The sequence below is a fragment of the Caulifigura coniformis genome (assembly GCF_007745175.1).
In the GTDB taxonomy this organism is placed as follows: domain Bacteria; phylum Planctomycetota; class Planctomycetia; order Planctomycetales; family Planctomycetaceae; genus Caulifigura; species Caulifigura coniformis.
Window position 1 is genome coordinate 4,454,307 of record NZ_CP036271.1, and the last position, 22,917, is coordinate 4,477,223.

17 protein-coding genes are annotated in these 22,917 nt (G+C 63.2%); 4 read left to right on the plus strand and 13 right to left on the minus strand.

Going from position 1 to position 22,917, the window contains the following annotated elements:
* Positions 1-27: 27 nt before the first annotated feature.
* The gene (locus Pan44_RS17970) at positions 28-1,020 is read right to left on the minus strand and encodes an alpha/beta hydrolase (RefSeq protein ID WP_197453428.1); all 993 of its coding nucleotides are present in this window, start codon (positions 1,018-1,020) and stop codon (positions 28-30) included.
* Between the two features lie 114 nt (positions 1,021-1,134).
* Positions 1,135-1,440, minus strand: coding sequence for a hypothetical protein (locus tag Pan44_RS17975; protein ID WP_145031664.1), 306 nt, complete (start codon positions 1,438-1,440; stop codon positions 1,135-1,137).
* A 261-nt stretch (positions 1,441-1,701) separates the two neighbouring features.
* On the opposite strand from Pan44_RS17975, the gene Pan44_RS17980 reads away from it, so the two are divergent.
* Together Pan44_RS17980 and Pan44_RS17985 are read left to right on the plus strand one after the other, a co-directional pair.
* The gene (locus tag Pan44_RS17980) at positions 1,702-3,072 is read left to right on the plus strand and encodes a DUF1501 domain-containing protein (RefSeq protein WP_145031667.1); all 1,371 of its coding nucleotides are present in this window, start codon (positions 1,702-1,704) and stop codon (positions 3,070-3,072) included.
* The gene (locus tag Pan44_RS17985) at positions 3,069-3,953 is read left to right on the plus strand and encodes a TolB family protein (RefSeq protein ID WP_145031670.1); all 885 of its coding nucleotides are present in this window, start codon (positions 3,069-3,071) and stop codon (positions 3,951-3,953) included. The genes Pan44_RS17980 and Pan44_RS17985 overlap by 4 nt, the downstream gene beginning before the upstream one ends.
* 38 nt (positions 3,954-3,991) lie before the next feature.
* Here Pan44_RS17985 and Pan44_RS17990 read toward each other — a convergent pair whose 3' ends face one another.
* From Pan44_RS17990 to Pan44_RS18000, 3 genes are all read right to left on the minus strand, one after another.
* Positions 3,992-4,666, minus strand: a complete 675-nt coding sequence (locus tag Pan44_RS17990) for a trimeric intracellular cation channel family protein (protein ID WP_197453429.1) — start codon at positions 4,664-4,666, stop codon at positions 3,992-3,994.
* Between the two features lie 69 nt (positions 4,667-4,735).
* Entirely contained in the window at positions 4,736-5,608 is an 873-nt protein-coding gene (locus Pan44_RS17995) for an alpha/beta hydrolase (protein WP_145031676.1), read from the minus strand.
* 94 nt (positions 5,609-5,702) lie between these two features.
* A complete protein-coding gene (locus Pan44_RS18000; RefSeq protein WP_197453430.1) occupies positions 5,703-6,968 on the minus strand; it encodes a right-handed parallel beta-helix repeat-containing protein in 1,266 nt (421 codons plus the stop codon).
* 240 nt (positions 6,969-7,208) lie between these two features.
* On the opposite strand from Pan44_RS18000, the gene Pan44_RS18005 reads away from it, so the two are divergent.
* Positions 7,209-8,894, plus strand: coding sequence for a CocE/NonD family hydrolase (locus tag Pan44_RS18005; RefSeq protein WP_145031682.1), 1,686 nt, complete (start codon positions 7,209-7,211; stop codon positions 8,892-8,894).
* 34 nt (positions 8,895-8,928) lie between these two features.
* Here the strand turns inward: Pan44_RS18005 and Pan44_RS18010 are convergent, their stop codons facing one another.
* The 8 genes from Pan44_RS18010 to Pan44_RS18045 all read right to left on the minus strand — a co-directional run bounded on the left by Pan44_RS18010 (position 8,929) and on the right by Pan44_RS18045 (position 21,075).
* Positions 8,929-10,377 (minus strand): DUF1501 domain-containing protein, encoded by a 1,449-nt coding sequence (locus tag Pan44_RS18010; protein WP_145031686.1) that lies wholly within the window; start codon positions 10,375-10,377, stop codon positions 8,929-8,931.
* Positions 10,378-10,613: 236 nt separating this feature from the next.
* Positions 10,614-11,711 carry an AAA family ATPase gene (locus tag Pan44_RS18015; protein ID WP_145031689.1) on the minus strand — a complete coding sequence of 366 codons (1,098 nt, stop codon included), beginning with the start codon at positions 11,709-11,711 and terminating at the stop codon, positions 10,614-10,616.
* An 83-nt stretch (positions 11,712-11,794) separates the two neighbouring features.
* The gene (locus Pan44_RS18020; protein ID WP_145031693.1) at positions 11,795-12,367 is read right to left on the minus strand and encodes a hypothetical protein; all 573 of its coding nucleotides are present in this window, start codon (positions 12,365-12,367) and stop codon (positions 11,795-11,797) included.
* 179 nt (positions 12,368-12,546) lie between these two features.
* Positions 12,547-13,911, minus strand: coding sequence for an AbiJ-related protein (locus tag Pan44_RS18025; RefSeq protein WP_145031696.1), 1,365 nt, complete (start codon positions 13,909-13,911; stop codon positions 12,547-12,549).
* Positions 13,912-14,694: 783 nt separating this feature from the next.
* A complete protein-coding gene (locus Pan44_RS18030) occupies positions 14,695-16,338 on the minus strand; it encodes a glycine--tRNA ligase (protein WP_145035094.1) in 1,644 nt (547 codons plus the stop codon).
* Positions 16,339-16,524: 186 nt separating this feature from the next.
* Positions 16,525-18,306: an MFS transporter gene (locus tag Pan44_RS18035; protein ID WP_145031699.1), complete on the minus strand. Its 1,782-nt coding sequence runs from the start codon at positions 18,304-18,306 to the stop codon at positions 16,525-16,527.
* A 223-nt stretch (positions 18,307-18,529) separates the two neighbouring features.
* Positions 18,530-19,738, minus strand: a complete 1,209-nt coding sequence (locus Pan44_RS18040; RefSeq protein WP_145031703.1) for a 2,3-bisphosphoglycerate-independent phosphoglycerate mutase — start codon at positions 19,736-19,738, stop codon at positions 18,530-18,532.
* A 65-nt stretch (positions 19,739-19,803) separates the two neighbouring features.
* Positions 19,804-21,075, minus strand: coding sequence for a leucine-rich repeat domain-containing protein (locus Pan44_RS18045; RefSeq protein ID WP_145031706.1), 1,272 nt, complete (start codon positions 21,073-21,075; stop codon positions 19,804-19,806).
* Positions 21,076-21,310: 235 nt separating this feature from the next.
* Here Pan44_RS18045 and Pan44_RS18050 point away from each other — a divergent pair, with 235 nt between their 5' ends.
* On the plus strand, positions 21,311-22,777 hold the full coding sequence (locus Pan44_RS18050) for an FAD-binding oxidoreductase (protein ID WP_145031709.1): 1,467 nt from the start codon (positions 21,311-21,313) through the stop codon (positions 22,775-22,777).
* Positions 22,778-22,917 lie beyond the last annotated feature (140 nt).

Below are 22,917 nucleotides of genomic sequence, written 5' to 3' on the forward strand. Positions count from 1 at the left end.
TCTCAACGTCCCCAGCGGCCCGCCGGATCACTTTTCCCGGGAGCCCGCCAGTTCCCTGGCAAAGAACTCCCTCACCCTTGGGCTCCCCTCCAGCCACCCCAGCGATGCCAGAAATTCATCCGTCTTCTCCAGCGTCTTCACGAAGTACTCCTTGCCCGGGCGGTACCAGTTGAAGAAGCCGTGCCCTTGTCCTTCATAGCCGCACAGCTCACAGCGGTTCCCGGCCTTCACGGCGAGGTTGGTGAACTGTTCGGCCGTCGCGTAAGCGACCGTATTGTCCGCCTTGCCGTGGAAGATGATCGCCGGCGGCATCCCCGGCTTCACGTGCGACGCCGGCGAGACGGCCGCGGGATCTCCGGAGAAACGGGACGTCAGGTCTTTCGGGTCTCCGTTCTTTTTGAGGTCCTCGAGCGAGGGCAGCACGAGTGCCGGGTTGAACATCACCATGGCGTCGGGCCGTGAGCTGACGGACGTGTCTTCTCCCGGTTGATCCCCGCCTTCGAGAGTCCCGGTGATGCCCGCGAGGTGTCCGCCGGCCGAGCCCCCTCCCGCCGCGATTCGGTTCGCATCGATTCCCAGCTCGCCGCTGTGACTTCGCACCCACCGGATCGCCGATTTCGCGTCGGCCACGCTCTGTTCGACTGTCGAATCGTTCCGCGACTTCACCCGGTAGTCGGCCACGATCGCCACCATCCCCCGGCTCGCCAGGTACCGGCTCTGCGATGCGAACTGCGTCGGCGAACCATTCTTCCACCCGCCTCCGAAGAAGAACACGATGGCCGGCCGCCGGTCTGTTGCCTGATGACCTTCAGGCTGGAAGACATAGAGCTTCAACTCCGTCCCGTTGACCGACTTGTAGACGTGGCTCGTCGCTCCCTTCAACAGCTCGGCGTCGTTGTTCGAACGCGCCGCTCCACGGACGGCCGGTCGCGTTCCGGAGTTCCTGGAGTCCGCCTCCTCCGCGCTCAGCAGCGATCCGGCGAACAGGGCAACGCACGTGGCAGCAGTCCAGAGACGCATGAACGATCTCCCCCGAAGACGCGGAAACGGGCCCGCCTGATCGTGCCTTGAACGCGTCTTCGCGTCCAGTCCCGGGGGCATCCAGGGGGACGTTCGCGTGCGCGACGCACTCGGTTACTTCAGCATGAAGTACAGCAGCAGTCCGAGCACCAGCTGGAAGGCGAAATAGATCTGCGAGGCGATGAACGCGCGCCAGACCGTCATCTGGCAGAAGAAAGAGATCGCCACGGTCGCGCAGAGCGCTCCGACGAATGACCCGACAATGAACAGGTGCGGCGGCAACGCGCTGTTCAAGAGGAATGCCGGAATGGAGGCCGCCAGGACGCACATGACCATGGGGAACCATCCCGGGAAGTCGCCGTCTTCCATCACGGTGATGATGACTCCCAGAACCGCAGCCCCCAGCAGAGTGCCCAGCATTGTCGCGCCCGTGAAATGGAGAGTGTGGTCCCCCGATCTGGCGGCCGCCGGCCATCAATGCCCTGCCCGCGCCGCCTTCCCGATCAATCCTGTTTATCGGCGAAGCGGCCGACGGATTGCAAGGATCGCTCCCCTGCCCGCCGGTATTCCGAAGAACGATTGCATTCGCCGCCTCCCGCTCGTCACTGTATGAACGGAAGGCTTCCGATGGCCCGCATCCCACGGTCGATCGCGACGTCAACGACCGCCTGAGGCGACAGCATGCTGCGTATCGGTCGACAACGGGCACTGGAAGGTCACGGCTGGACCCGGCGCGAGCTCATTCGCGCCGGCGCCCTGACGGCTGTCGGCATCAATCTCGCCGACCTCCTTCGCGCCCGTTCGGCCTCCGCGGCCGAATCGGCCCCGGCGCGCTCCGTCATTCTGCTCTGGCTCTGGGGCGGACCCAGCCATCTCGACACCTTCGACATGAAGCCCGGGGCCCCGATCGAATATCGCGGCCCCTACGCCCCCATCCCCACCAACGTCCCCGGGATCGACGTCTGCGAGCTCCTCCCGCAACTTGCCCGCCGCGCCGATCGCTATTCCATCATCCGCTCGCTCAAGGGCACGTCGAGCGACCACGGCATCGCCGGAACCATCGGCCTCACCGGTTCGAGCGACGGAGGCCGCAGCCTCGGCGGAAAAGTCGAGCCCGGAACCGTTCGCGCCACGCACGGCTCCGTCGTCTCACGGGTCCTTGGACTGTCCCCCGATCTCCCGCGGTTCATCACCATCGGCGGCCGACTCCACCAGGGCAAACAGCCCATCACCGGCGAAGCGGCCAGCTCGCTCGGCGGAATGCACGATCCCTTCCGACTCGACTACCACCCCGAGCGCGGGATCGAGATTCCTAACCTGACGCTGATGGATGGCCTCACACCAGGGGGACTCGAATCGCGTGAACGCCTCCTCAAGGAATTTGACTCCCTCGCCGCGAGACTCGATCAGTCCGAACGCCTCGGACGCATGGACGCCTACTACCAGCAGGCGTTCTCCCTCCTCACCCGTCCCAGTGCCCGCGCCGTCTTCGACCTCGAACAGGAATCCGGCGACCTCCGCAGACGCTATGGGCGATTCCGCTTCGGGCAATGCTGCCTCCTGGCCCGGCGACTTGTCGAAGCCGGTTCGCGCTTCGTGCAGGTCAACTGGAGTTCTCACGTCGAGCCCGTCGAAGACACCGGAGACGGTGGCTGGGACATGCACGACCGCTACTTCCAGCAGTACCAGGATCGACACGCCTGGATGCTCGACCAGGCCGTCTCCGCCCTCCTCGATGACCTCTCTGATCGCGGCCTGCTCGCGGAAACCATCGTCCTCGCCGTCGGCGAGTTCGGCCGCACGCCCCGCATCAACAACAAATCCGGCCGCGACCATTGGGAGCACGTCTATTCCGGCCTCATCGCCGGCGGCGGACTGAGGATGGGAAAGGTTGTTGGTGAAAGCGATCGGCTCGGCGAACACCCCGCCTCTCCCCCGATCAGCACGGCCGACCTCTTCTCCACGGTCTTTCATCAGATCGGAATCGATACAACGCGGCTCACCACCAGCGGCATTCTTCCACAGGGCTCTCCCATCGAGGACCTCCGATGAGGCCCGCGTGGCTGCTGACCTCCCTGTGTGTGGTCAGGCTCCTGGTGGCAAGCGCCCCGGCGTCCGCCGATGATGCTCTATGGACCCGACTGACGCGCGACGGAGCTTTCAAACAACGCCCCGTCTGGTCCGCCGATGGTTCACTTCTCGTCTTCGCCCGCCACTCCGGCTCCCAGATCTGCCTCTTTCGGCGCGACCTCTCAAAGAACTCCGAAGAACGACTCACCACATCCGCCGATCCGGAGTACGACGCCGTCTTCACTCCTGATGGGAACAGCCTCCTCTTCTCCTTCGACAAGACCTCCCCGAACCAGGGAGACATCGAGGTCTACCGCCTCCTCCTCGCCGACCGCTCGCTCACCCCTCTCGCGACGACCACAAAGGGTCTTTCCCACGAGGAGTGGCCCTCCGTTTCCCCGGACGGAAAACGCTTCGCGTTCTCATCCACTCGTGACGGCCAGCAGGAGATCTACACCGCTCCCATCGAAGGCGGAGAATGGACCCGGCTCACAAGCGACCCCGGCATCGATGCCCACCCCGCCTGGTCTCCGGATGGGAAATCGATTGCCTTTGCGACAAACCGCTGGGGCGACCTCGAGATCGCCCTGATCCGGCCCGACGCCACCGGCATCACCCGCCTCACGCACAGCCGCGGCCTCGACGATTATCCCGCCTGGTCCCCTGACGGCCAACGCCTCGCCTGGACCTCCAACCGCGATGGAAACTTCGAGATCTACGTGCAGCCCCTCGAGGGAACGGCTTCGAACGTGACGAAGAGCCCGGCCCTCGAAAACTTCCCCGCCTGGACTCCTGAGGGGCGCATCGGCTTCGTTTCCAACCGCGACGGTGGCTTCGACGTCTACACCGCCCCCACCAACTGATCTGCTCGTCATCACTCACTCGGTCTCACAGCGACCGATCACGGCAACGGCCGGTCCTGGCCCCACTCGTCCTTGAACGAATTGACCGCCGACGTGCTCACGCCGTAAACCACCGACCCCATCCGCACCACAAACACGACCGCGATCGTGATCCACGCGGCGACCGTCGGACTCGTCGCCAGGCCCTGCCTGAGCGTCATGTACACACCGCATCCGACCAGTGCGGCGACCGCCTCGAATTTCCCCGGTCGGAACAGGTGCGGCTCGCGCCCCGAGATCGCCGAACGCAGGATTCCCCCGCCCGTCGCGTTCACCATTCCAACCAGCATTGCCGCAGGGATGTTCAGCCCCTTCACCAGCGACAGGTTCATCCCGACGACCGCATAGGCGCCCAGGCCCAGCGCATCAAACAGCACGACGATCCGCTGAAATCCCGGCAGCGAAGTCAGTCTCTTCCCGAAAATCATCACGCAGGCCGTCGCGAACCCGACCAGCGAAAGGTACTCCGGCGTCCGGAGCAGCAGCGGCGTTCCCTCCTGCAGAAACAGGCCGTCCCGCAGCAGGCCCCCGCCCGTCGACGACACCAGCGCCAGGATGAATACCCCGACAAGGTCATACCCCCGTCGCGCTCCCACCAGTGCCCCGCTCACCGCCCAGCAGAGCGTCGCCCCATAATCGAAGAACGGCGGCAGAAGAAACACATCCGGTGGCATGCAGAACGACCTCATCAGAAGGCAGGCGGCCCCGCGAATCACCCCCGCCGGATCGCCGCGAGTTTCCTCTTATTTCACGTCGCGGACCTTCAGCAGCCCACTGTCGATCAGCCATTCCATGAACCGCTCCGGCCACCGCGCGGCCGCGCTCGGTTTCGCATTCGGGCGATAACCAAAGCCGTGACCTGCGTTGGCATACAGGTGCAGTTCGGCCGGAACCTTCGCGGCCTTGTACTTCAGGTACAGCGTCGCCATCCCTTCCGAAATGTCCGGCCGGTCGCTGTAGCCGGCTGCGAGAAACACCGGCGGCATGCCCGGCTCCGCAGTCATCGTCGCCGATTTCCCCGGATAGATCAGCGCCTGGAAATCGGGACGGCTGCTCTGCCGCTCGATCTCGTCCGCCGCCTCCTTCTGGCCCGCGTCGCTCTTCATCGCTGAATACGCCGCCAGTTCACCCCCCGCCGAGAATCCAAGGATCCCCACCCGGTCCGGCAGGATCCTCCATTCGGAGGCCCGGCTCCGAATGAGGCGAATCGCGCGGCGCGTGTCGGCCATCGCATGATCCTCGAGCGTGTAGGTGCTGCCAGGTTCTTTGGACAGGCGGTACTTGAGGACGAAGGCCGCGATGCCGCGGTCGCGGAACCACTCGGCGAGCGCATAACCCTCATGACCAAGGCAGAGCTTCGAGTGTCCGCCTCCGGGGCAGATGATGACGGCCGTCCCGGTCGCCTTGTCGCGATCCGGGACATACGGCGTGATCGTCGGATTGTGAACGTTGACGCAGTTGTCGCCTTCCATTTTCTCGGGCTCTTTGGCCCGGGCTTCCGAGCCCGGGGCACCTGCGGGCCACAGGGGAATCGCTGGAGGGATGTTCTTGGGGAGCTCGGCGAGAGCCGTGGCGGAGGAGGCGAGAACCAGCAGGAAGGGGAGCGCAGGTTTCATGGGTGGATTTCGGAGGCGAGAAGCGGAGCTTCGTGGCGAGGCGTTCCCAGGCGGGTGAGCCTGGGAGCGACGGACGTCGAATATGGTGGTGGGTTCAACGTGAGATTGCACCGCTGGTGGGTGACGTGCGTTTCGCGCCGTGGTAGTCGGTCTCCAGGAGATACCTCGGGTCGGCGTGATCGAACGGAGCGGTCGCGGTGGGCTTCGCGTTGGCGGCGGTGGTATCCCAGCTAAGGTTGGTGAAGTCTTCGAGGCCACGGCCGGGAACGCCTCCCAGCTTGCGGCCGGCGTCAAAAATGATGTTTCCGGCGAACGTGATCCCCGCGCGACCGTTCGCGAAGTGCAGGGCTTCCTTGTCGCGGGAGTAGATGACGTTGTTCGCCAGCACCATCCCTTCGCGATCGTTCCACGATCCGCCGCTGAACGCCCGCCCCATGTTGATGATCGTGTTGTGAACCACCTGCAGGTTGAGGGTTTTCCCCTGGTGGTCGGTGCTGGTGAACGCGGAACCTTTCGCGCCGATGAGGACGTTGTTCCGGACAATCGCCTCGCCCTGGACCTGCATGGCGTTGTCGGCACTGCGGCGGCAGAGGTTGCGCTCGATGACGTTCACCGGCTTGCCGGCCGTGCCGTAGACCGTGATGCAGGGATAGTTGGTGTCGTGGACGTCGTTCTCCGCAATGAGGTTGCCCCACGAACCCTGCTTGACTTCGATGCCGTCCCCCTGGTCGCCGTAGCAGTCGTGGACGTGATTCCTGGCGATCACGCTCTCGCTCATGATGTGGTCGCCGTTGTTGGCGCCCAGGTACATCCCTTCCGCGTGACCGCTGCCGTGGTGGATGTGGTTATTGGTGAGGAAGAGGTGATCAGTGTCGGCACTGTTGGCGCTGAGGCAGACTCCGCCGGTGTGGTGAATGTGGCAGCGGTCGATCCAGACGTGGCTGCACTGGCCGAGACGCAAGCCGTGGCTGCCGCCGGTCAGTTCGATGCCGCGGAGGCAGACGTACTGGACGGGCTCCCCCTGGCCGATGTTGAGGACGTTCTGCTTTACGTCGGCACGCGTGAAGATGACGACGGAGTCGTCGTCGGCCGTGATCCAGATCGGGGCCTCAGCGGTGCCGCTGATCCGTAGGTCCCACATCGGGCCGACGCTGTAGGTCCCGGCGGCAATGACGAGTTCATCGCCGGGCTTGAGATCGGCGATCGTTTTGACAAGGGATTCGGGCTTCGGGTTGGTGTGTCGGAAGGAGCGTTTGGGGGTGATTTTGGCCCAGGCGGGGGCGTAAAGGGTGTCGGCCGCGGAGAGCGAAGAGGACGGCGCGAAGGGGAGCAGGAACAAGAGCGCGAGGAGGTGTTTCATGGCATTGAGGAATAACAATTCCAGGAGGCGAGCGGGGGGCGTCAGCCCCCTGTGTTCTCGCAAGTCCAAACCCTTCGACATCAATCCCGCCTGGACGACATCCTCCCGATGAATGCCGAGCGGCTCGTCGTTCGCTTTGTCGAGGCCGATCGCGTGATCGACTGCCGAATTGTCGTACGATAGCGTTGGTTTTCAAACAATCGCGTGATCTCTCGTCATTCAATCCGGGTGGCTCCCACAATGACTGTGTCTCGACTTTTGATCGTCGGTCTCGTCTCGTTCCTGGCCGCCGGTCTCCACGCACAGGCCGCCGAGCCCGTGGTCTTTGATGGCGTTGTCGAGACGCATGAGATGATCCCCATGCGTGACGGCATCCGCCTCTCGGCATTCATCTATAAGCCTCCGGGCGACGGTCCCTGGCCCGTCCTGCTCGAACAGCGGTATGCCAACGGCAACGATCCAGGAACGCAGAAGTATTTCGCCCGACTGGCCAAGGCCGGCTATGTGACCGTCCTCGCCAACTTCCGCGGCTCCCAGAAATCCGAAGGCGTCTGGCGTGGATATCGAGCGCTCGGCTGGGGAGAGCAACAGGACGGATACGACCTCGTCGAATGGCTCGCCGCCCAGCCCTGGTCCACCGGCAAGGTCGGATCGTTTGGCAGCTCCCAGGCTGGCTTCGCGCAGAATTTTCTCGCGGTGACGCAGCCGCCCCATCTCGCCGCCCAGTACATGATCGACACCGGGCTCAGCCTGTTCCACGAAGGCTATCGTATCGGCGGCGCGACAAAGCCTCAGCGTTTCAAAACGATGGACAAGGTCGCGCGCGTTCCCGAACACAACCGCGAGTTGATGGCCGAGTGGTTCCGTCACCCCACCTACGACAGCTATTGGGCAGACGAAGACTGCACCCGGTTCTTCGACCGCATGAACGTCCCCTGCTTCACCATTGGAAGCTGGTACGACTTCATGTGCATCGGTTCGATCGACAGCTACGTCGGACGCCAGCACCACGGCGGACCCAACTCCCGCGGATCGCAGCAGCTTCTCATCGGCCCCTGGCTGCACGGCCGCAACAAGGAGATCAACAGGACGGGAGAGCTGACGTACCCCGAGAACGCAAAGTTCCCGATGGAGTCGCACATGCTCCGCTGGTTCGACCGCTACCTGAAAGGCGTCGACAACCACGTCACGCGGGAACCGACCGTCCGCTACTACGTGATGGGAGCCCTCGGCGAACCCGATGCCCCCGGCAACGAATGGAAGACCGCCCCCGATTGGCCCATCCCAGCCACAGCGACCGCCTACTTCCCCCATGCCGATGGAATGCTCAGCACCTCACCTGATGAGTCTGCCGACTCCACCGTCACCTGGCAGGCCGACCCCCATCACCCGGCCTCGATCCCCACCACCGCCTTCCCCGGCGCCCGCGACGCCAGAAGCTTCGAAACGCAGCCGAACGTTCTCACGTTCACGACGGATGTGTTGTCGGAGCCCGTGGAATGGACCGGACTGGTTCAGGCGAATCTGTTCGTCTCGTCCGACGCCCAAGACACCGATGTCATCGTCCGCGTCAGCGACGTCTATCCCGACGGCCGGTCGATTCTCATCACCGATTACATCCGCCGCGCCCGATACCGCGAGGGCTACGACCGCGAAGTCTTCCTCACCCCCGGAGAACCGGCCGAGATCAAGTTCAACGTCGGCTGGCTCAGCCAGGTTTTCAACAAGGGCCATCGCATCCGTGTCACCATCGCCAGCACCGGGGCCCCGTTCTACGAGCCCAACCCCAACACCGGCGAGCCCCTCACAATCGACCCTCCCACGAACGCCGTCGTCGCGAACAACCGGCTCCATGTCAACCAGCAGCACACCTCAAAGATCATCGCCCCGGTGGCGCGGAGCGCCACCACGAGCTCTCGCCGTTAGCCGCGTCCCGCCAGGGAATCGCGTCATCCCCACCTCAGAACAACTCCCCAATCGGCTGCCCATTCTCCATCACGATCGGATACGGGCGCCCGGTGTTGTCCACATATTCCGCGTCGAGAGGCACCCCCATGTAGCGGTAGATCGTCGCCGCCAGATCGCCCGGCGTCACGTGCCGCGACGCGATATGGCCGCCATCCGATTCGGTCGAGCCGATCACCTGCCCATGCCTGAGCCCGCCCCCCGCCAGGCACATCGACATCACCTGCGCCCAGTGGTCGCGGCCGTCGGTGCTTTGCTGGGTTCCGATCCGCGGCGTCCGGCCGAACTCCCCCATGCTGATCACGAGCGTCTCATCCAGAATGCCGTGCGCCTCAAGGTCGCTCACCAGCGTCGTCACGAGATGATCGTAAAGCGGCAGGAGCGGGCCGAGCCCCTTCGTGATCCCGCCGTAGGGAGGAATGTTGTCGCCGTGGTTGTCCCACGTCCCTGACGCCGTGTGATAACTGAGGTCAATCGTCACGAACCGCACGCCCGCCTGCACGAGCCGCCGCGCAAGCAACGCCTGCTGACTCCACAGATGGCTGCCGTACTTGTCGCGGATGGACGGGTCTTCCTTCGACAGGTCGAACGCGTCCCGGGCCCGGCGACCGAGCACCATGTCGACCGCCTGCTGCTGATAGGAATCCCAGGCGCCGACGGCCCCGCTGCGATCCATTCCCGCCCGCACCTGGTCGAACTGCTGGATCAGGCTCTGGCGCTTCTGCACCCGCTCGGGGGAAAGGCCTCGCGACTCGAGGATCTCGCCGGAAGAGACCTTCCCCGTGTTTTTTCCGACGAGGTCATACACCGGCAGCCGCGACGCCTCATTGCCCTTGAACGGATCCCATTGCTTGCCGAGATAGCCTCCGAACGCGATGTGCGACGGGCTGCGATAGAAGCCGACGTACGGCGGCATCGTCGGATGCTTCGCCCCCTGGAATTTCGAGATGATCGAACCGAACGCCGGGTACTTCCCGCCGTTCGGATTGATCCGCGGCGCGGCGTCGCGATTCCCCGTCTGCATCACCATGTTCGGCTCGTGATTGCTCTTCTGGCAATCGACCGACCGGATCAGCGTGAACTTGTCCATCATCGCCGCCTGCAGCGGCAGATGCTCGCAGATCTGGATGCCGGGAACAGACGTCGCGATCGGCAGGAACGGCCCGCGGTTCTCCCGCGGACGGTCGGGCTTCATGTCCCACATGTCGATATGGCTCGGCCCGCCCGTCATCCACAGCAGGATCACGCTCTTGCCCGAACCGGCCTGGGCCCCCTGCGCACGGCTGCGAAGCAGATCCGTCAACGAAAGCCCCGCCACGCCGGCCAGACCCGCCTTGAGCATTCCCCGCCGCGATTCGAGAACGAGCCCTTCCCGCGTCGTGCCGTGGAAATTCTCGAAGGCGTGACGCGCGTGCGCGCCCGCACTGCAACCTGGGGCAGACATCGTCGGCTCCACTTCCTGATCCGATGCAATCACCGACGACCCGAGCACGGCCGACGACAACTCTCAAGCCAACCCTATCGGACACAAACCACGCCAGCAAGCCGGTTTGCAACACCCGCCCCCGACCACCCGTGAGCGGCCCGGCGCTAGCCGCCGGTAAACCATCACCACCGCCCCCAATCTCCCCCCTGCCCGTTAGCCGCGCCCCGCCAGGGAAGCGCGTCCGCCCCCTCACCTCACAAAAACACCGGCATAAACTTCTCCGGGTCATGCATCCAGTAAACCGGCAGCTTCCAGTAAAACCGCTGGTCCGTCGCGTTCCTCTGCGATTCCACCTTGCAGTCCTTCTTCGCCGTCCACAGCACGCGCCACGGCATCTGCCGCTCATCGGCCAGCCGCTTCACCTCCTCCGCCGGCAGCGGCTTCTTTTCCAGCAGCGTCAGCAGCCACTGCTTCGCCGCGCGGCGAGCGTCGTTCCATTCATCGTCGTCCGCGATGATCAGGCTCAGATCGTCGGCCGAAAAGTCGACAATCTCCGGCTCCCACTCCAGCCGGCCCGCCACGATCCGGAACGCCCGCCCCGTCGGAGCAGCGTGCAGCGCCATCTTCGCCGGAACCAGCAGCCTCCGCCCCGCAACGTGCGGATCGTGGGCCAGCACCAGGACGACCCGCGCAACGGCCGCGAACGCCACCGACCCGACCGGGCGATGCACGGCCGTGGACGCCAGCTGCTTCCGCTGGTGGGCCGTCATCACGATCGCCGCGTTCTTTTCACGGGCCAGCCGGGTCAGTTTCTGAAGCAACTGCCGGATCGCGATGTCGTTATTGCCGGCCAGGCCGCGGAGGTACGCATTGATCGGGTCGACGACGATCAGCCGGCACTCAGGCAGCTCCTCGAGAGCGGCCTCGATCTGCCCGAAGTCCTTGGCAAGCGAAAGAAGAGCCTGCGACTTCAGCCGGGCCTTCCGCGGGCTGGCCGAAAGGATCGCAATCCGCGACAGGTCCGCCTCGGCCGCCTGCAACCGCGGAAGCAGCGTGTCTTCCACATCGTCGTCCGCACACATCAATAGCACCTGCCCCGGCCTCGCGAGCCCGGCTTCCGGCGGAACGCCAACCCCGCGGGAAACGCGAGCCGCCAGGTCGAGAGCCAGAAACGTCTTCCCGGCATCCGCATCGCCGACGAGAAGCGAACACTTCCCGAGCGGAATCCGCTGGTCCCAAAGCCACGCAAGGTTGCGCTTCTGGCAGGCGTCGAGACGCAGGAGGTTGGGGGCGTTGGGGTTGGGAGTTTTCCTGGACTGTTTGCGGCTAAATTGGCGGTTTGGTTTTGGCATTGGACTTCGAACTGGTTTGTGCGTGTTGACGGCTCCTATAGGGACGGGGTTGGTTGCGCGCGGCGGAACGGGTGGTACCCCGGTCACGTCTTCGATCTAGATTGCCTGGCGATCTGGACGGCAATGGCTGTGATTTCTTCGGTAAGCGCATTCGGCGAGCTGTCGAGTGCCTTCTGGAGCCTTTCCAAATGCTCCTCAGTTACGCCCAACTGATTCCAGGCTTCGCGCCAAATCGGGTCGAATTTCCGGTCTACGTCCTTGAACAATTGCATGTCCGCTAGCAGATCATCGACTGCCTGGCGGCGGCCCTGTTTTTCCTGAAACACAGGGGCGCGTTCCACAAAGAACTGGTGGGCCAGGTAGTTGCGGCGGTCCAACGCAATACCAAGCTCATCGTCGAGCTCGTTTGGAATCGCCGTCAGTTGGCGAGCCAACTTGAGCACGTTCCCAAAGGTCTTTCGCTCCAAGAGGGAGTAAAACTCGGCGACGGAGTGCCAGTCGAAGCCACCATTGCCCGCTACTCGGAGAGCGACTGCCAAGTTCAGAACTCCCTGTTCTAGAACCTGGGCCCAATAGAACGTTAACCCGAATACGGCATAAACCTCCTTCGGGTTGTCGTAGTCGGGAAAGGCAATGTTCGCGCTCATCGGCAGCATGCCCGGAACTGGCTGTCTTGTCCTTGCACCATAAGCAGACGCCCACTTGTCACTTCGGGTTCAGAGTGAGCCTTCGTTTCCACAGGTGCGTGGCGGGAATGGTCCATCTCATCTTGCGACTCCGGGTCGCTGAGGCGCGTTGGTCAACGCACTCGAGACGCATTCGTTCCCAGCGTCAGTCAGACCGCGACACTCGGCCGTTTGATCGAATGCTTCTTGAACAGCCTTGTGAAGAATTGGGTGACTGCGTTCTCGGCGGTTGCGTCATCAAGTTCAGTTGCGCCGAAGCGATAAACGTCGTACCCATCCAGCCGTAACTCCCGATCGGCCTCGACCATTTCGGAATACTTCGACGGCGATGGACGTCCTTCCTCGGAATAGTGCTGGGCGCCATCGACTTCGATGACGACTCGCTCGAAGGTCGAAAGAAGAAGAAGGAAGTCCATCCGCTGTCTCGGCAATCGTCGCTCACCCTGAAGTTGAAGCATCGTGTACGGGTCGTAGTGCAAGTACACCTGCGGAATCAGCGCAGGAAGTCGCTCGCCGATCAGTGGGCGAAAGACCTTGAAATACCAGTTGAAGATGGCTCGTTCAGGAGGAGACGCGAGCGATTGCCGCAAGCGGCGAAAAAGCTGTCGTTCCGTATCCTCAGTCGGCTCTCCACCAGTTCGATCTGCCCACCAGGCGAGGAGGTCTCGCCATTTCAGCCCATCCTTCAGAAATGGTCGGTTGTAAGTCAGGCAGCTGTCCTCATGCTTCACAATCCTGATGTCATTGTTGATGGCGTCAGAGATAACGATCTCGGGTTTCGGACCTACAGAGGCAAAGATCAAGTTCTTGGCGCTGCCTTCGACGCCACCCCTCGCCGGTGCAAGCCGAAATACCGGATAACCGGACATTTGCTCGGACGGGATCAGGGCTACGCCGTCATTCTTCAAGACGGCATTAATTGCGTCCACGTACCGTTGCTGTGCGTTGTCAACGCGAACCATTGGGTTTACGCACCACTCCAATAACTCTCCGAGCTTCTTATTTGACATGTCCTCCAATCGCAGCAACTGAATCATGTCTACGAACGAATAGTCGTCGTTATTGATCATGTGTCGAACGACTTCGTCATACGCAGTAAGACACCGAGGATCAGTGCCGCTCGCGCTCATCGAACGAATCGGCCAAAACTTCTCCATGAACTCGACAATACCCAACTTACCTTGCGCAGGCGGAAGCTGATCTAAGCACCGCCAGAGGTGCTGCCTTGTGATCGCCGACAAATGGAGCGTCGACGAAGGGTCGGACTCTTCAATGAGAAGTTGTAGAGAGTCGCTCGGATACGTTTCGTTCACCCGTTTTGCCAGCTGGACGAGGGCTTCCCTGGACCAGCCTGAGAGCCGATTCGCAATGTATGAGTGTTTGTTAGCAAAAGCCTCGTCAGTGCCGCCTTCCGCCAGTCCAAACGATGATGCGATCGCAGGGAGGTTCTGCGCCTTTGCCACAGCCCTGAACGTGTTGGCAATTTCGTCGATTAGCTGTGAAAGGCTAGCCATTGCTGAATCGCTGAGACGAGACCCCTATCACGGGCGTGAACATCACGCGACCGCACACACTCGCCACACTGGGTCCGCGGGAGGACGCGAGCCCCGTCGAGCATGTCGAGGAGTTGGAGCATATGGATTACATGGGAGCACACGACTAACGCTAAGTTGTTGCCGGGAACGGACCGACACTGCGAACTTTCGCGGGACAGGTGGCACGCCCACGATAACAAATCCTGGGTGGCACGCTCTGAACGACGTCAGGAGTGAAGGGCGTGGCGAGTGTTGCCGAGCGCCCCGTGTGAACCATCCATTCGCGAGCCGACCGTGGCTCCGCCGAGAATCGTCGCAAGCTCCCGCCCCGCACAGGGATCCTGCCAACCCCCTGCCGCCCTCGGCCCCTCACTCCTGCCCCGCGCGCAACCTCGCCCGTCAGGGTAGGAAGTTCGCTCTTTGGCAGTTCAAAACTGATGCGTGATCACCCGCCGAAACGGGGTGAAAAACGACCACAAATCTCGTCACACATGTCACACATGTCACAGGTCCATAATCCCAATGATTCAGACCATTTTCGGCCGTCACAGGTCTCGTCACTGGTCGTCACAGGTCTCCCCCCTCAAACGGGGCGAAAACTGAGCCGTAGACGACTCGAACCCGCTGCCATCACGAGACTTGCGCTCCCCTGCCCGTGAGCCGCCAGACGCTGGCCGCGGGTGTGATCTGGTTGCGAGGACGGCTCGGCGAGCTTCGACCGGCGGCTAGCGCCTTGCCGCTCACTGCGAGGCACAGCCTTCCTTAGCCTCGGAGGCGGCGCTGGATTTCGGGCGTGACTTCCTTCACCGGGATGCGGACCTGTTCGAGCGAGTCGCGGTCGCGGAGGGTGACGGTGCCGTCCTTGGCCGTGTCGCCGTCGACGGTGATGCACCAGGGGGTGCCGATTTCGTCCTGGCGGCGGTAGCGTTTGCCGATGGCGGCCTGTTCGTCGTAGGTCGTCGCGATGCCGGCCGAGCGGAGGTCGCGATAGATTTCCTTTGCCGCTTCGGGGTGGCCGTCTTTCTTGAGGAGCGGGAAGACGGCGACCTTGATGGGGGCGAGGCGTGGATGGAACTTCATGACGACGCGGGTCTGCATCTGACCCTTGTCGTCGGGGGCTTCGTCTTCGTGGTAGGCCTCGCAGAGGAAGGCGAGCGTGCCGCGGTCGGCTCCGGCGGAGGGTTCGACGACGTGGGGCGTGAAGCGTTCGCGGGTGGCGTCGTCGAAGTAGGTGAGGTCTTTGCCGGAGCCGCGGTGGCGGGGGTTGCCATCCGCGTCTTTTTCGACGACGAGCTGGCCGTTCTCGTTTTTGAGCTTCCCTTCCATGTGGGAGCGGAGGTCGAAATCGCCGCGGTGGGCGATGCCTTCGAGTTCGCCGTATTCGCCTTCATCGAGGAACGGGAAGGCGTATTCGATATCGGCCGTGCCGCAGGAATAGTGGGAGAGTTCGTCGGCCGCGTGTTCGCGGAGGATGAGTTTATCGGACTTGATGCCGAGGCTCGTGTACCAGGCGTAGCGGCGGTTGCGCCAGTAGGTGTACCAGGCCTGCGATTCGGCGGGATGGCAGAAGAACTCGATTTCCATCTGCTCGAACTCACGGGAGCGGAAGGTGAAGTTCCGCGGGGTGATTTCGTTGCGGAAGGACTTGCCGACCTGGCAGATGCCGAAGGGGACTTTGACGCGGGTGGAATCGCAGACGTTCTTGAAGTTGACGAAGATGCCCTGGGCCGTTTCGGGGCGGAGGTAGGCGGTGTCGTCGGCGGTGCCGAGCGCGCCGATGATGGTTTTGAACATCAGGTTGAAATCGCGGGGCTCGGTGAGCGTGCCGGGGGCGGTGGCGTCCGGGGCGAGGACGTTGACGTAGTCGCTCTGCGAGATGGTGACGAAGCTGGTGGGATCGGACTGCCACTGCAGCTTGTCGGCGTCTTTCGAACGCATCTCGAAGATCTTGAGGGCCCGCTGGGTGAGGGCGGCTTCGAGCTCGTCGCCATCGGCGACGGCGGTGATGAAGAGCTTGCGCTTCGTTTTCGTTTCGGCTCCCGGATCTTTCACCTGGCCTTCGATCCAGCGGCCTTTGATGTGGTCGAAGCGGTAGCGTTTTTTGGCTTCGCGGCAGTCGACCATTTTGTCGACGAAGAGGTCGAAGTGTCCGGAGCACTTCCAGACCTGGGGGTGCATGATGATGGAGGTTTCGACGCCGACCATCGAGAAGGCCTGGGGGGCTCCTTCGGGGGCATCGAGGGGATCGTGGCGGGAGACCATGTCGTCGTACCAGGCGTTGCGGACGTTCCGCTTGAGCTCGGTGCCGAGGGGGCCGTAGTCCCAGAAGCCGTTGAGGCCGCCGTAGATCTCGGAGTTCTGGAAGATGAACCCGCGCCGTTTACAGAGGGCGACGATCTTGTCCATCAAACCGGAGCGAGGGGCGGCCATGAGCGAATCAGTCCTGTCGAGCGAAAACCGGCCGCGAGCGGCCGGGCTAAATGGGTTTGGAATGGGGCATGTTAGAGGAAAGCGGGGGGAGGCTGAAGGAGAGACGTCGCGCGTGTGGCGGGGGTTCGGGGCATCAGGCGGCGGGCCCGCCGGGGAGGGAGGTCAGGCCCCGGGGTCGATGGACTTGCGGGGGTCGACAAAGAGGGCGCAGAGGCCGGCGATGGCGTAGGTGGCGGCGCAGACCAGGAAGGGGCCGGTCCATGATCCGGACTGCTTGAGGACGCTGGCGAGAATGAGGGGCGAGAGGGCGGAGCCGATGTTGCCCCACATGTTGCCCCAGCCGAGGGTGGAGGCGATGAAGCGGCCTCCGATGTCCTGATTGAAGGCCCAGGTGGCAGGGGAGGCGAAATCGGCAGCGATGGCGACGAGGGAGAGAAGCGCCAGCGCGATCGGGAGGGAGGGCTCGAGGAGGAGGCCGAGGAATGCGGCCGTACCGAGCAGGCGGCTGCCGACGAGAGGAATGACGCGGCCGAGGCGGAGGCCGAAACGTTTCACGCAGCGATCGGTGGCGATGCCTCCGACGAACATTCCTCCCCAGCCGCACCAGAGGGGGACGGAGGCGTAGAAACTGCGGTCTGCGAAGGAGAGGTGGTGGGCTTCCTGGAGGTAGCGAGGGAGCTGGAGGACGAGGAATGTCCAGGCGATGTTGCCGAAAAACTGGCTGCCGCTCAGGAGCCAGAGGGTCGTGCTTCTGAGCATCGCCTGGAGGGGGAGCGGAGGACGCGCCTGCGAGGCGTCGACCTGCATTTGCGGCGGGCGTCCGGCTTCGATTTCGGCAAGTTCTTCCCGGGAGATGCGGGGATGCCGGGCTGGCGAATCGCGGACGACGATCCAGTAGAGGGCGGCGATGAGGATTCCGGCGAGGCCGTAGACCAGCATGACGGGCCGCCAGCCGGCGGAATAAAGCGGGCGGATGCAGCCAGGAAATGCGGCTTCGAGGATGAGCCGGTTGGCGCGGGCATTATTCGAGATCGTTGACGTTGCCAGGAGATCGACCGCTTCACGTTCGACCGGGAGCGCCTGCAGGTCCTCAACGGTCGCGATTGGTGTTCCGTTCAATCGTCGATTCAAAAGGTCTCTCAGACGAGTCACCAGTTGAAGGGAAAGCGAGCCCGCGGAAGTCGCTCCAACTTTGGGAGCAACACCGAAGTCTTGGGGGGCCATCCCCATTGCGGTTTTATAGCTTCCTCTCACCGTCACGAAATTCGAACTGGCTTCGTCGATCAGATCCCAATCCGGTGTGCGGAACGATTCCGTGAGAGAGCTGGCAATTTTCCAGCGTGCATTCTGGTCGTCGGTCAGGCCCGGGTAAGGCTCGAAGGCATGTCCTCGGAACTGGATCTGACGCGCAAGATGAATAGGTGCGACAATGTCACTGGAGTCTAAGTCGGGATTGTCTTTTGCTGCGAGTGACATCACGAGGACTGCCGTCAGCAGCGGCGCGATGCCGCCGCCGATGCGGCCGCCGACTGCAATGAGGCCGGAGGCGGTTCCCCTGCTCTTCAGCGGGACCCAGCGGCCGACGATTGCGGCGCACGTCGGATAGGCTCCGGCCTGGGCGAGACCGATGCCGAGGCGAACGGCGATGAGCATGGCGAAGCCGTTCATCCAGCCCATGAGGGCGGTGCCGAGGGACCAGAGGAGGATGTAGACGGTGAGCATCCGCCGGGGGCCGTAGCGGTCGGTCAGGAGGCCTGAGGGGACCTGAAAGAGCGCGTAGGACCAGAAGAACGCCGAAAGTCCCCAACTCATCTGGTCCTCGGTCAGGCCGAGGTCGAGCTTGATGAGCCGCTCCGTGTAGGAGAGGACGAAGCGATCGAGATAGAGGAGGACGGAGGTGAGGAACGCGAGGAAGACGACACGATGTCGAATGCGCTGCTGCATTCGGCGGCTCCGCCTGAGGATTCAGGATTCAGGGATCAGGATTCAGAGCCCCCGAGCGCGGGGCGGCTGATTCAGTGGCAGAATCGTTCTTCGTCGTGGGGTGTTCGGGAAGGGAGTCGAAGGCCCCTCATCCGGCCTTCGGCCACCTTCTCCCCGGGGCGGGATGCTCGAGGATGTCGAGCGTCGGTCGGGGAGAAGGGAGCGGGGAGAGGCCGTACGTCGTTCAGGCGCCGTACTTTTCGAGGCGTCCGGCATGGGCGAGGGCGAGGAGCATGAGGTGCTTCGCCTCGAAGTTGCCGAGCGAGCCGGTGCGGCAGGCGGCTTCGCCGAACTTGTCCGCCTTGTCGAACCGGGCGAGATCGGACGCGAGCAGCGTCGGAACCGGGTGCCAGCTATGGGCCTGCATCTTGGCGGGCGTGCTGTGGTCGCCGGTGACGATGAGGACGTCGGGCTTGAGGGCCGTGATCCGCGGGATCACAGCATCCAGGTCCTCGATCATCTTCGCCTTCTTGTTGAAGTCGCCATCTTCGCCGCACTTGTCGGTGTACTTGAAGTGCATGAAGAAGAAGTCGTAGTCGTTCCAGGCAGCCTCGAGGCGGGTGCACTGGTCGGCGAGGGTCTGGCCGGCGTCGAGGATGTCCATGGCGACAAGGCGTGCCAGGCCGCGGTACATCGGGTAGACGGCGATGGCGCCGGCCTTCGTGCCGTAGACTTCCTGGAACGTGGGGATCGTCGGCTTCTTGTCGATGCCGCGGAGCGTGAGGAAGTTGGCCGGTGCGTCGTTCTTCAGGATCTCACGAGCCTGTTTGAGGAACGAGCTGGCGGCTTCGGCAGTCTTCTTCGACGCAGCGTCCTTTCCGACGGGGTCGAGCGGCGCGACCCCGGTCTTCTGCGGGTCGGTGTCATCGACGTTGCCGCCGAGGCCTTCACCGCGGAGGACGATGACGAGGCGGTATTCCTTCACGTGCCGGACGAAGACTTCGACGCCGGGGACCTTGATCTTGTTGAGCTTCTCGCAGAGCGGCGCGGCCCGATCGGAATCGATGCGGCCGGCGCGGCGGTCTGTGATATTGCCGGCGGCATCGAGCGTGCAGAAGTTGCCGCGGATGGCGACGTCGTTGGGGCCGAGGTCAAAGTCGATGCCGAGGGCCTCCAGCACGCCGCGACCGATCTGGTACTTGAGCGGGTCGTAGCCGAAGAGCCCGAGGTGGCCAGGGCCGCTGCCGGGGGTGATGCCGGGGAGCACGGGCGTCGAAAGGCCGAGCGAGCTGCGGGCGGCGAGCTTGTCGAGGTTGGGAGTCTTCGCAGTTTCGAGTTCAGTTTTCCCGCCCGGTTCGAGCGGCAGGCCGCCGAGCCCGTCGGCGACGAGCATGACGATCTTCGAACCGTTGGACTTCTGAAGCTGGCGTGTGAGTTCGTGGATATCTGACATGGTCGAATGGGAGAGAGTTCAAGTTTGCCGAAGCAGTCGGCGAGTCGGAAAATCTGCGGCGACGATCAATAAGTGACCGTGCTGTTGGGCCGGGCTTCTTTGAATTTGTCGATGGCCCCGTCGGTCACCTCGGTGTTGCTGATATCGATCGACTTCAGCTTCGGCGCCTTGGAGAGTGCGACGAGGCCGTCGTTATCGATGCGTGTCTGCTTGATGTTCAGCGATTCGAGCGACGGCAGGGCGGCGAGTTTGGCCAGGCCTTCGGAAGTCAGGCGACTGCACTGCTCAAGGCTCAGGTCTCGCAGCTTCGCCAGCCCGAGAAGCTGCGGGATGTCATCGTCCCGAATCAGGGCGGCCCACATTTCGAGCGTTTCGAGGTTTTTGAGTTCCGCGATGGTCGGCATGCCATCGGAGCCGAAGGGCGTCTCGCTGACGTCGAGGTAGACGAGTGTGTCTTTCGAGCCGAGAACGTGTTTCAGGCCTGTGCCGTCGATCGAGGTTCCGCGTAGGCGCAGATCGCGGAGCTTCTTCATGCCGGCCAGCGATTCGAGGCCCTTGTCATCGATGTGAGTCCGCATGAGATTGAGCTTTGTCAGATCGGTCATGCCGGCGAGGTGCACCATGCCGTCGCTGGTGACGGCGTTGGCGTCTTCGATCTCCAGGGTCCGGAGCTTCAGGTTTGCCAGGTGCTTCACGCCGGCATCGGTAAGCTCGAAGTTGCGGAGCTTGAGGTCGACCAGCGTCGAGATCTTGCCAACTTCCGCGAGTCCTGCGTCGGTGATCTGCGTGCAACCGCGGAGGTCGAGCGCCCGGAGGCCTTTCAGTTCGGCGACATATGGCATTCCCGCGTCGGTGATGCGGGAATAGAGCAGCAGGAGCTGCTCAAGGTTGGTCAGTGTTTTGAGCTGGCCGAGGCCCTCGTCGCTGACGGCCGTACACTTGCGGAGGCCGAGGACCCTGAGCTGGGGGACGATGCCGGCCAGTGTTCCGAGGCCCGAGTTCGTGACCTCGCTGTTTTCCAGGCTGAGGTACGTCAGTGAGGGGAGGCCTTTGAAGAGTTCGAGTTGCGCATCGCTCAGGGCCGCCTCCTTGCAGTCGGCCCGTTCGACGTTTCCTGCCGCGTTGCGGGTGAGAATGACTTTCGCCTTCTCGAGCTCTGCGATCGCTGCGGGATCGTCCGGCTTCGCGGGAGGGGTCGCCGGGGGCTGCGTCGTCGCGGGTGCGGGCGCTGCCGTGGTCGTTGTCGCCGGGGCCTTGGGTTCAGGGGTCGGCTTGTTGCATCCGGTGGCCAGTACCAGGCCTCCGGAGATGCACAAGAGCGTGAATCGCTGGAGCATTTTGGAACGCGGGGCTCAGTGAGAACGAACGAGACTGCGCGAGTGCATCGACGCACTGCGCGAGTGCTGCCGATGCTAACAGAACATGGGGGGAACTGAAGCGAGGAGGACGACCGATCGCCTGCTGCGACGACGGGTCGAGGAACCATCGTTCATTTTTCGAGTGATGTTCCGACGGAGAACCCGCCTATGGAGCGATGACGAGAACTGACCGCAAGTCCCGAGGTGAGGTTCCATGTACTCACGACGATCGTTTCTGAAAACGACAGTTGGAACGGCGGGTTGCGTGGCGGCTGGCCGCCATCTTCGCAGCGAGGAAGCGGAAGTTGACGTCAACGACGTGCAATCACAGTTGAACGCCACGCGGGTGCTGGATGTCCAGAGGCCCACATCGGTCGCGGAACTGCAGAGTCTCATTCGGCGTGTCAAACGGAAGGACGCGGCGCTGGCTGTCTGCGGCGGGCGGCATGCGATGGGAGGTCAGCAGTTCCTTACGGGCGCCACGCTGATCGACACGACGGGGATGTGCCGCGTCGTCCGGCTGGATCGAACCAGGGGAACGGTGGAGGTCGAGGCCGGGATGCAGTGGCCGGCGCTCATCGAGCAGCTGACGCGTGACCAGGCGGGCGAGGAAATGTTGTGGACGATCCGTGACAAGCAATCGGGTGTCGACAATGTCTGTCTGGGTGGCTCGCTGGCGTCGAACATCCACGGTCGCGGGCTCAAGTTCGCGCCGATGGTCGAGACGATTGAATCGTTCGTGCTCATCGATGCCGGGGGAGAGGCGCGGACATGCAGCCGGAGCGAGAACGCAGAGCTGTTTTCGCTGGCGATCGGGGGTTATGGGCTGTTCGGCATCGTCGCGACTGTCACCCTGCGGCTGACGCCACGATTCAAGGTGGAACGCGTGGTTGACGTCATTCCCGTCCGCGATCTGCTCGACCGTGTCCAGGGACGCATTGACGAGGGGTTCGTCTTTGGCGACTGCCAGTACGCGACTGATTTCCGCGGGCCGGCCGAGGGTCACGAGGGGGTGTTCGCGTGCTACCGGCCAGTCACGACGGACCGCGACGCGACGCCCGCGATCGAGCTCCCGAAATCGAAGTGGGCGGAGTTGTACCGCCTCGCGCGGACGGACCGGACGAAGGCATTTGAAACATACGCGAACTACTACCGGTCAACGAACGGGCAGATCTACTGGTCGGACCGGCATCAGCTCTCCGGCAACTTCCAGTCGTATCGGGACGGATGGGATACGAAGGCGAGCACTGACATGATCACGGAACTGTACGTGCCGCCCCGTAACTTCCTGGCGTTTCTGGCGGCGATGCGACGGGATTTCGTCGAGCACCAGTGTGACCTGACGTATGGCACGATCCGGTTGATCGAGCCGGATGGGGAGACGTTCCTGCGGTGGGCGACCGAGCGGCTGGTGTGCATCATCTGCAACCTGCACGTCCAACACACGGCGGAAGGAGAGGCGAAAGCTGCCAAGGATTTCCGACGGCTGATCGACCGGGCGATCGAATTCGGAGGGCGGTATTACCTGACGTATCACCGGTGGGCGACGCGGACGCAGGTGGAGGCGTGCTACCCCCAATTTGTGGAGTTCTTAAAGCTGAAGCGGAAGTACGATCCGTCAGAGCGGTTCCAGAGCAACTGGTACCGGCACTACCGGCGGATGTTCGAGGATCGGGTTTGAGGGAGCGGAGAGAGCCGGTCCTTCCGGGTGACCTTGCGGTCGGCCTGGGTGTCACGGTCGGGAGACCGTGACACAGCGAAGCCTGTGTTTTCCACGGTTGCACGGCTCACAGAGCCGTGGCACGCGATTCGTCATCCGGC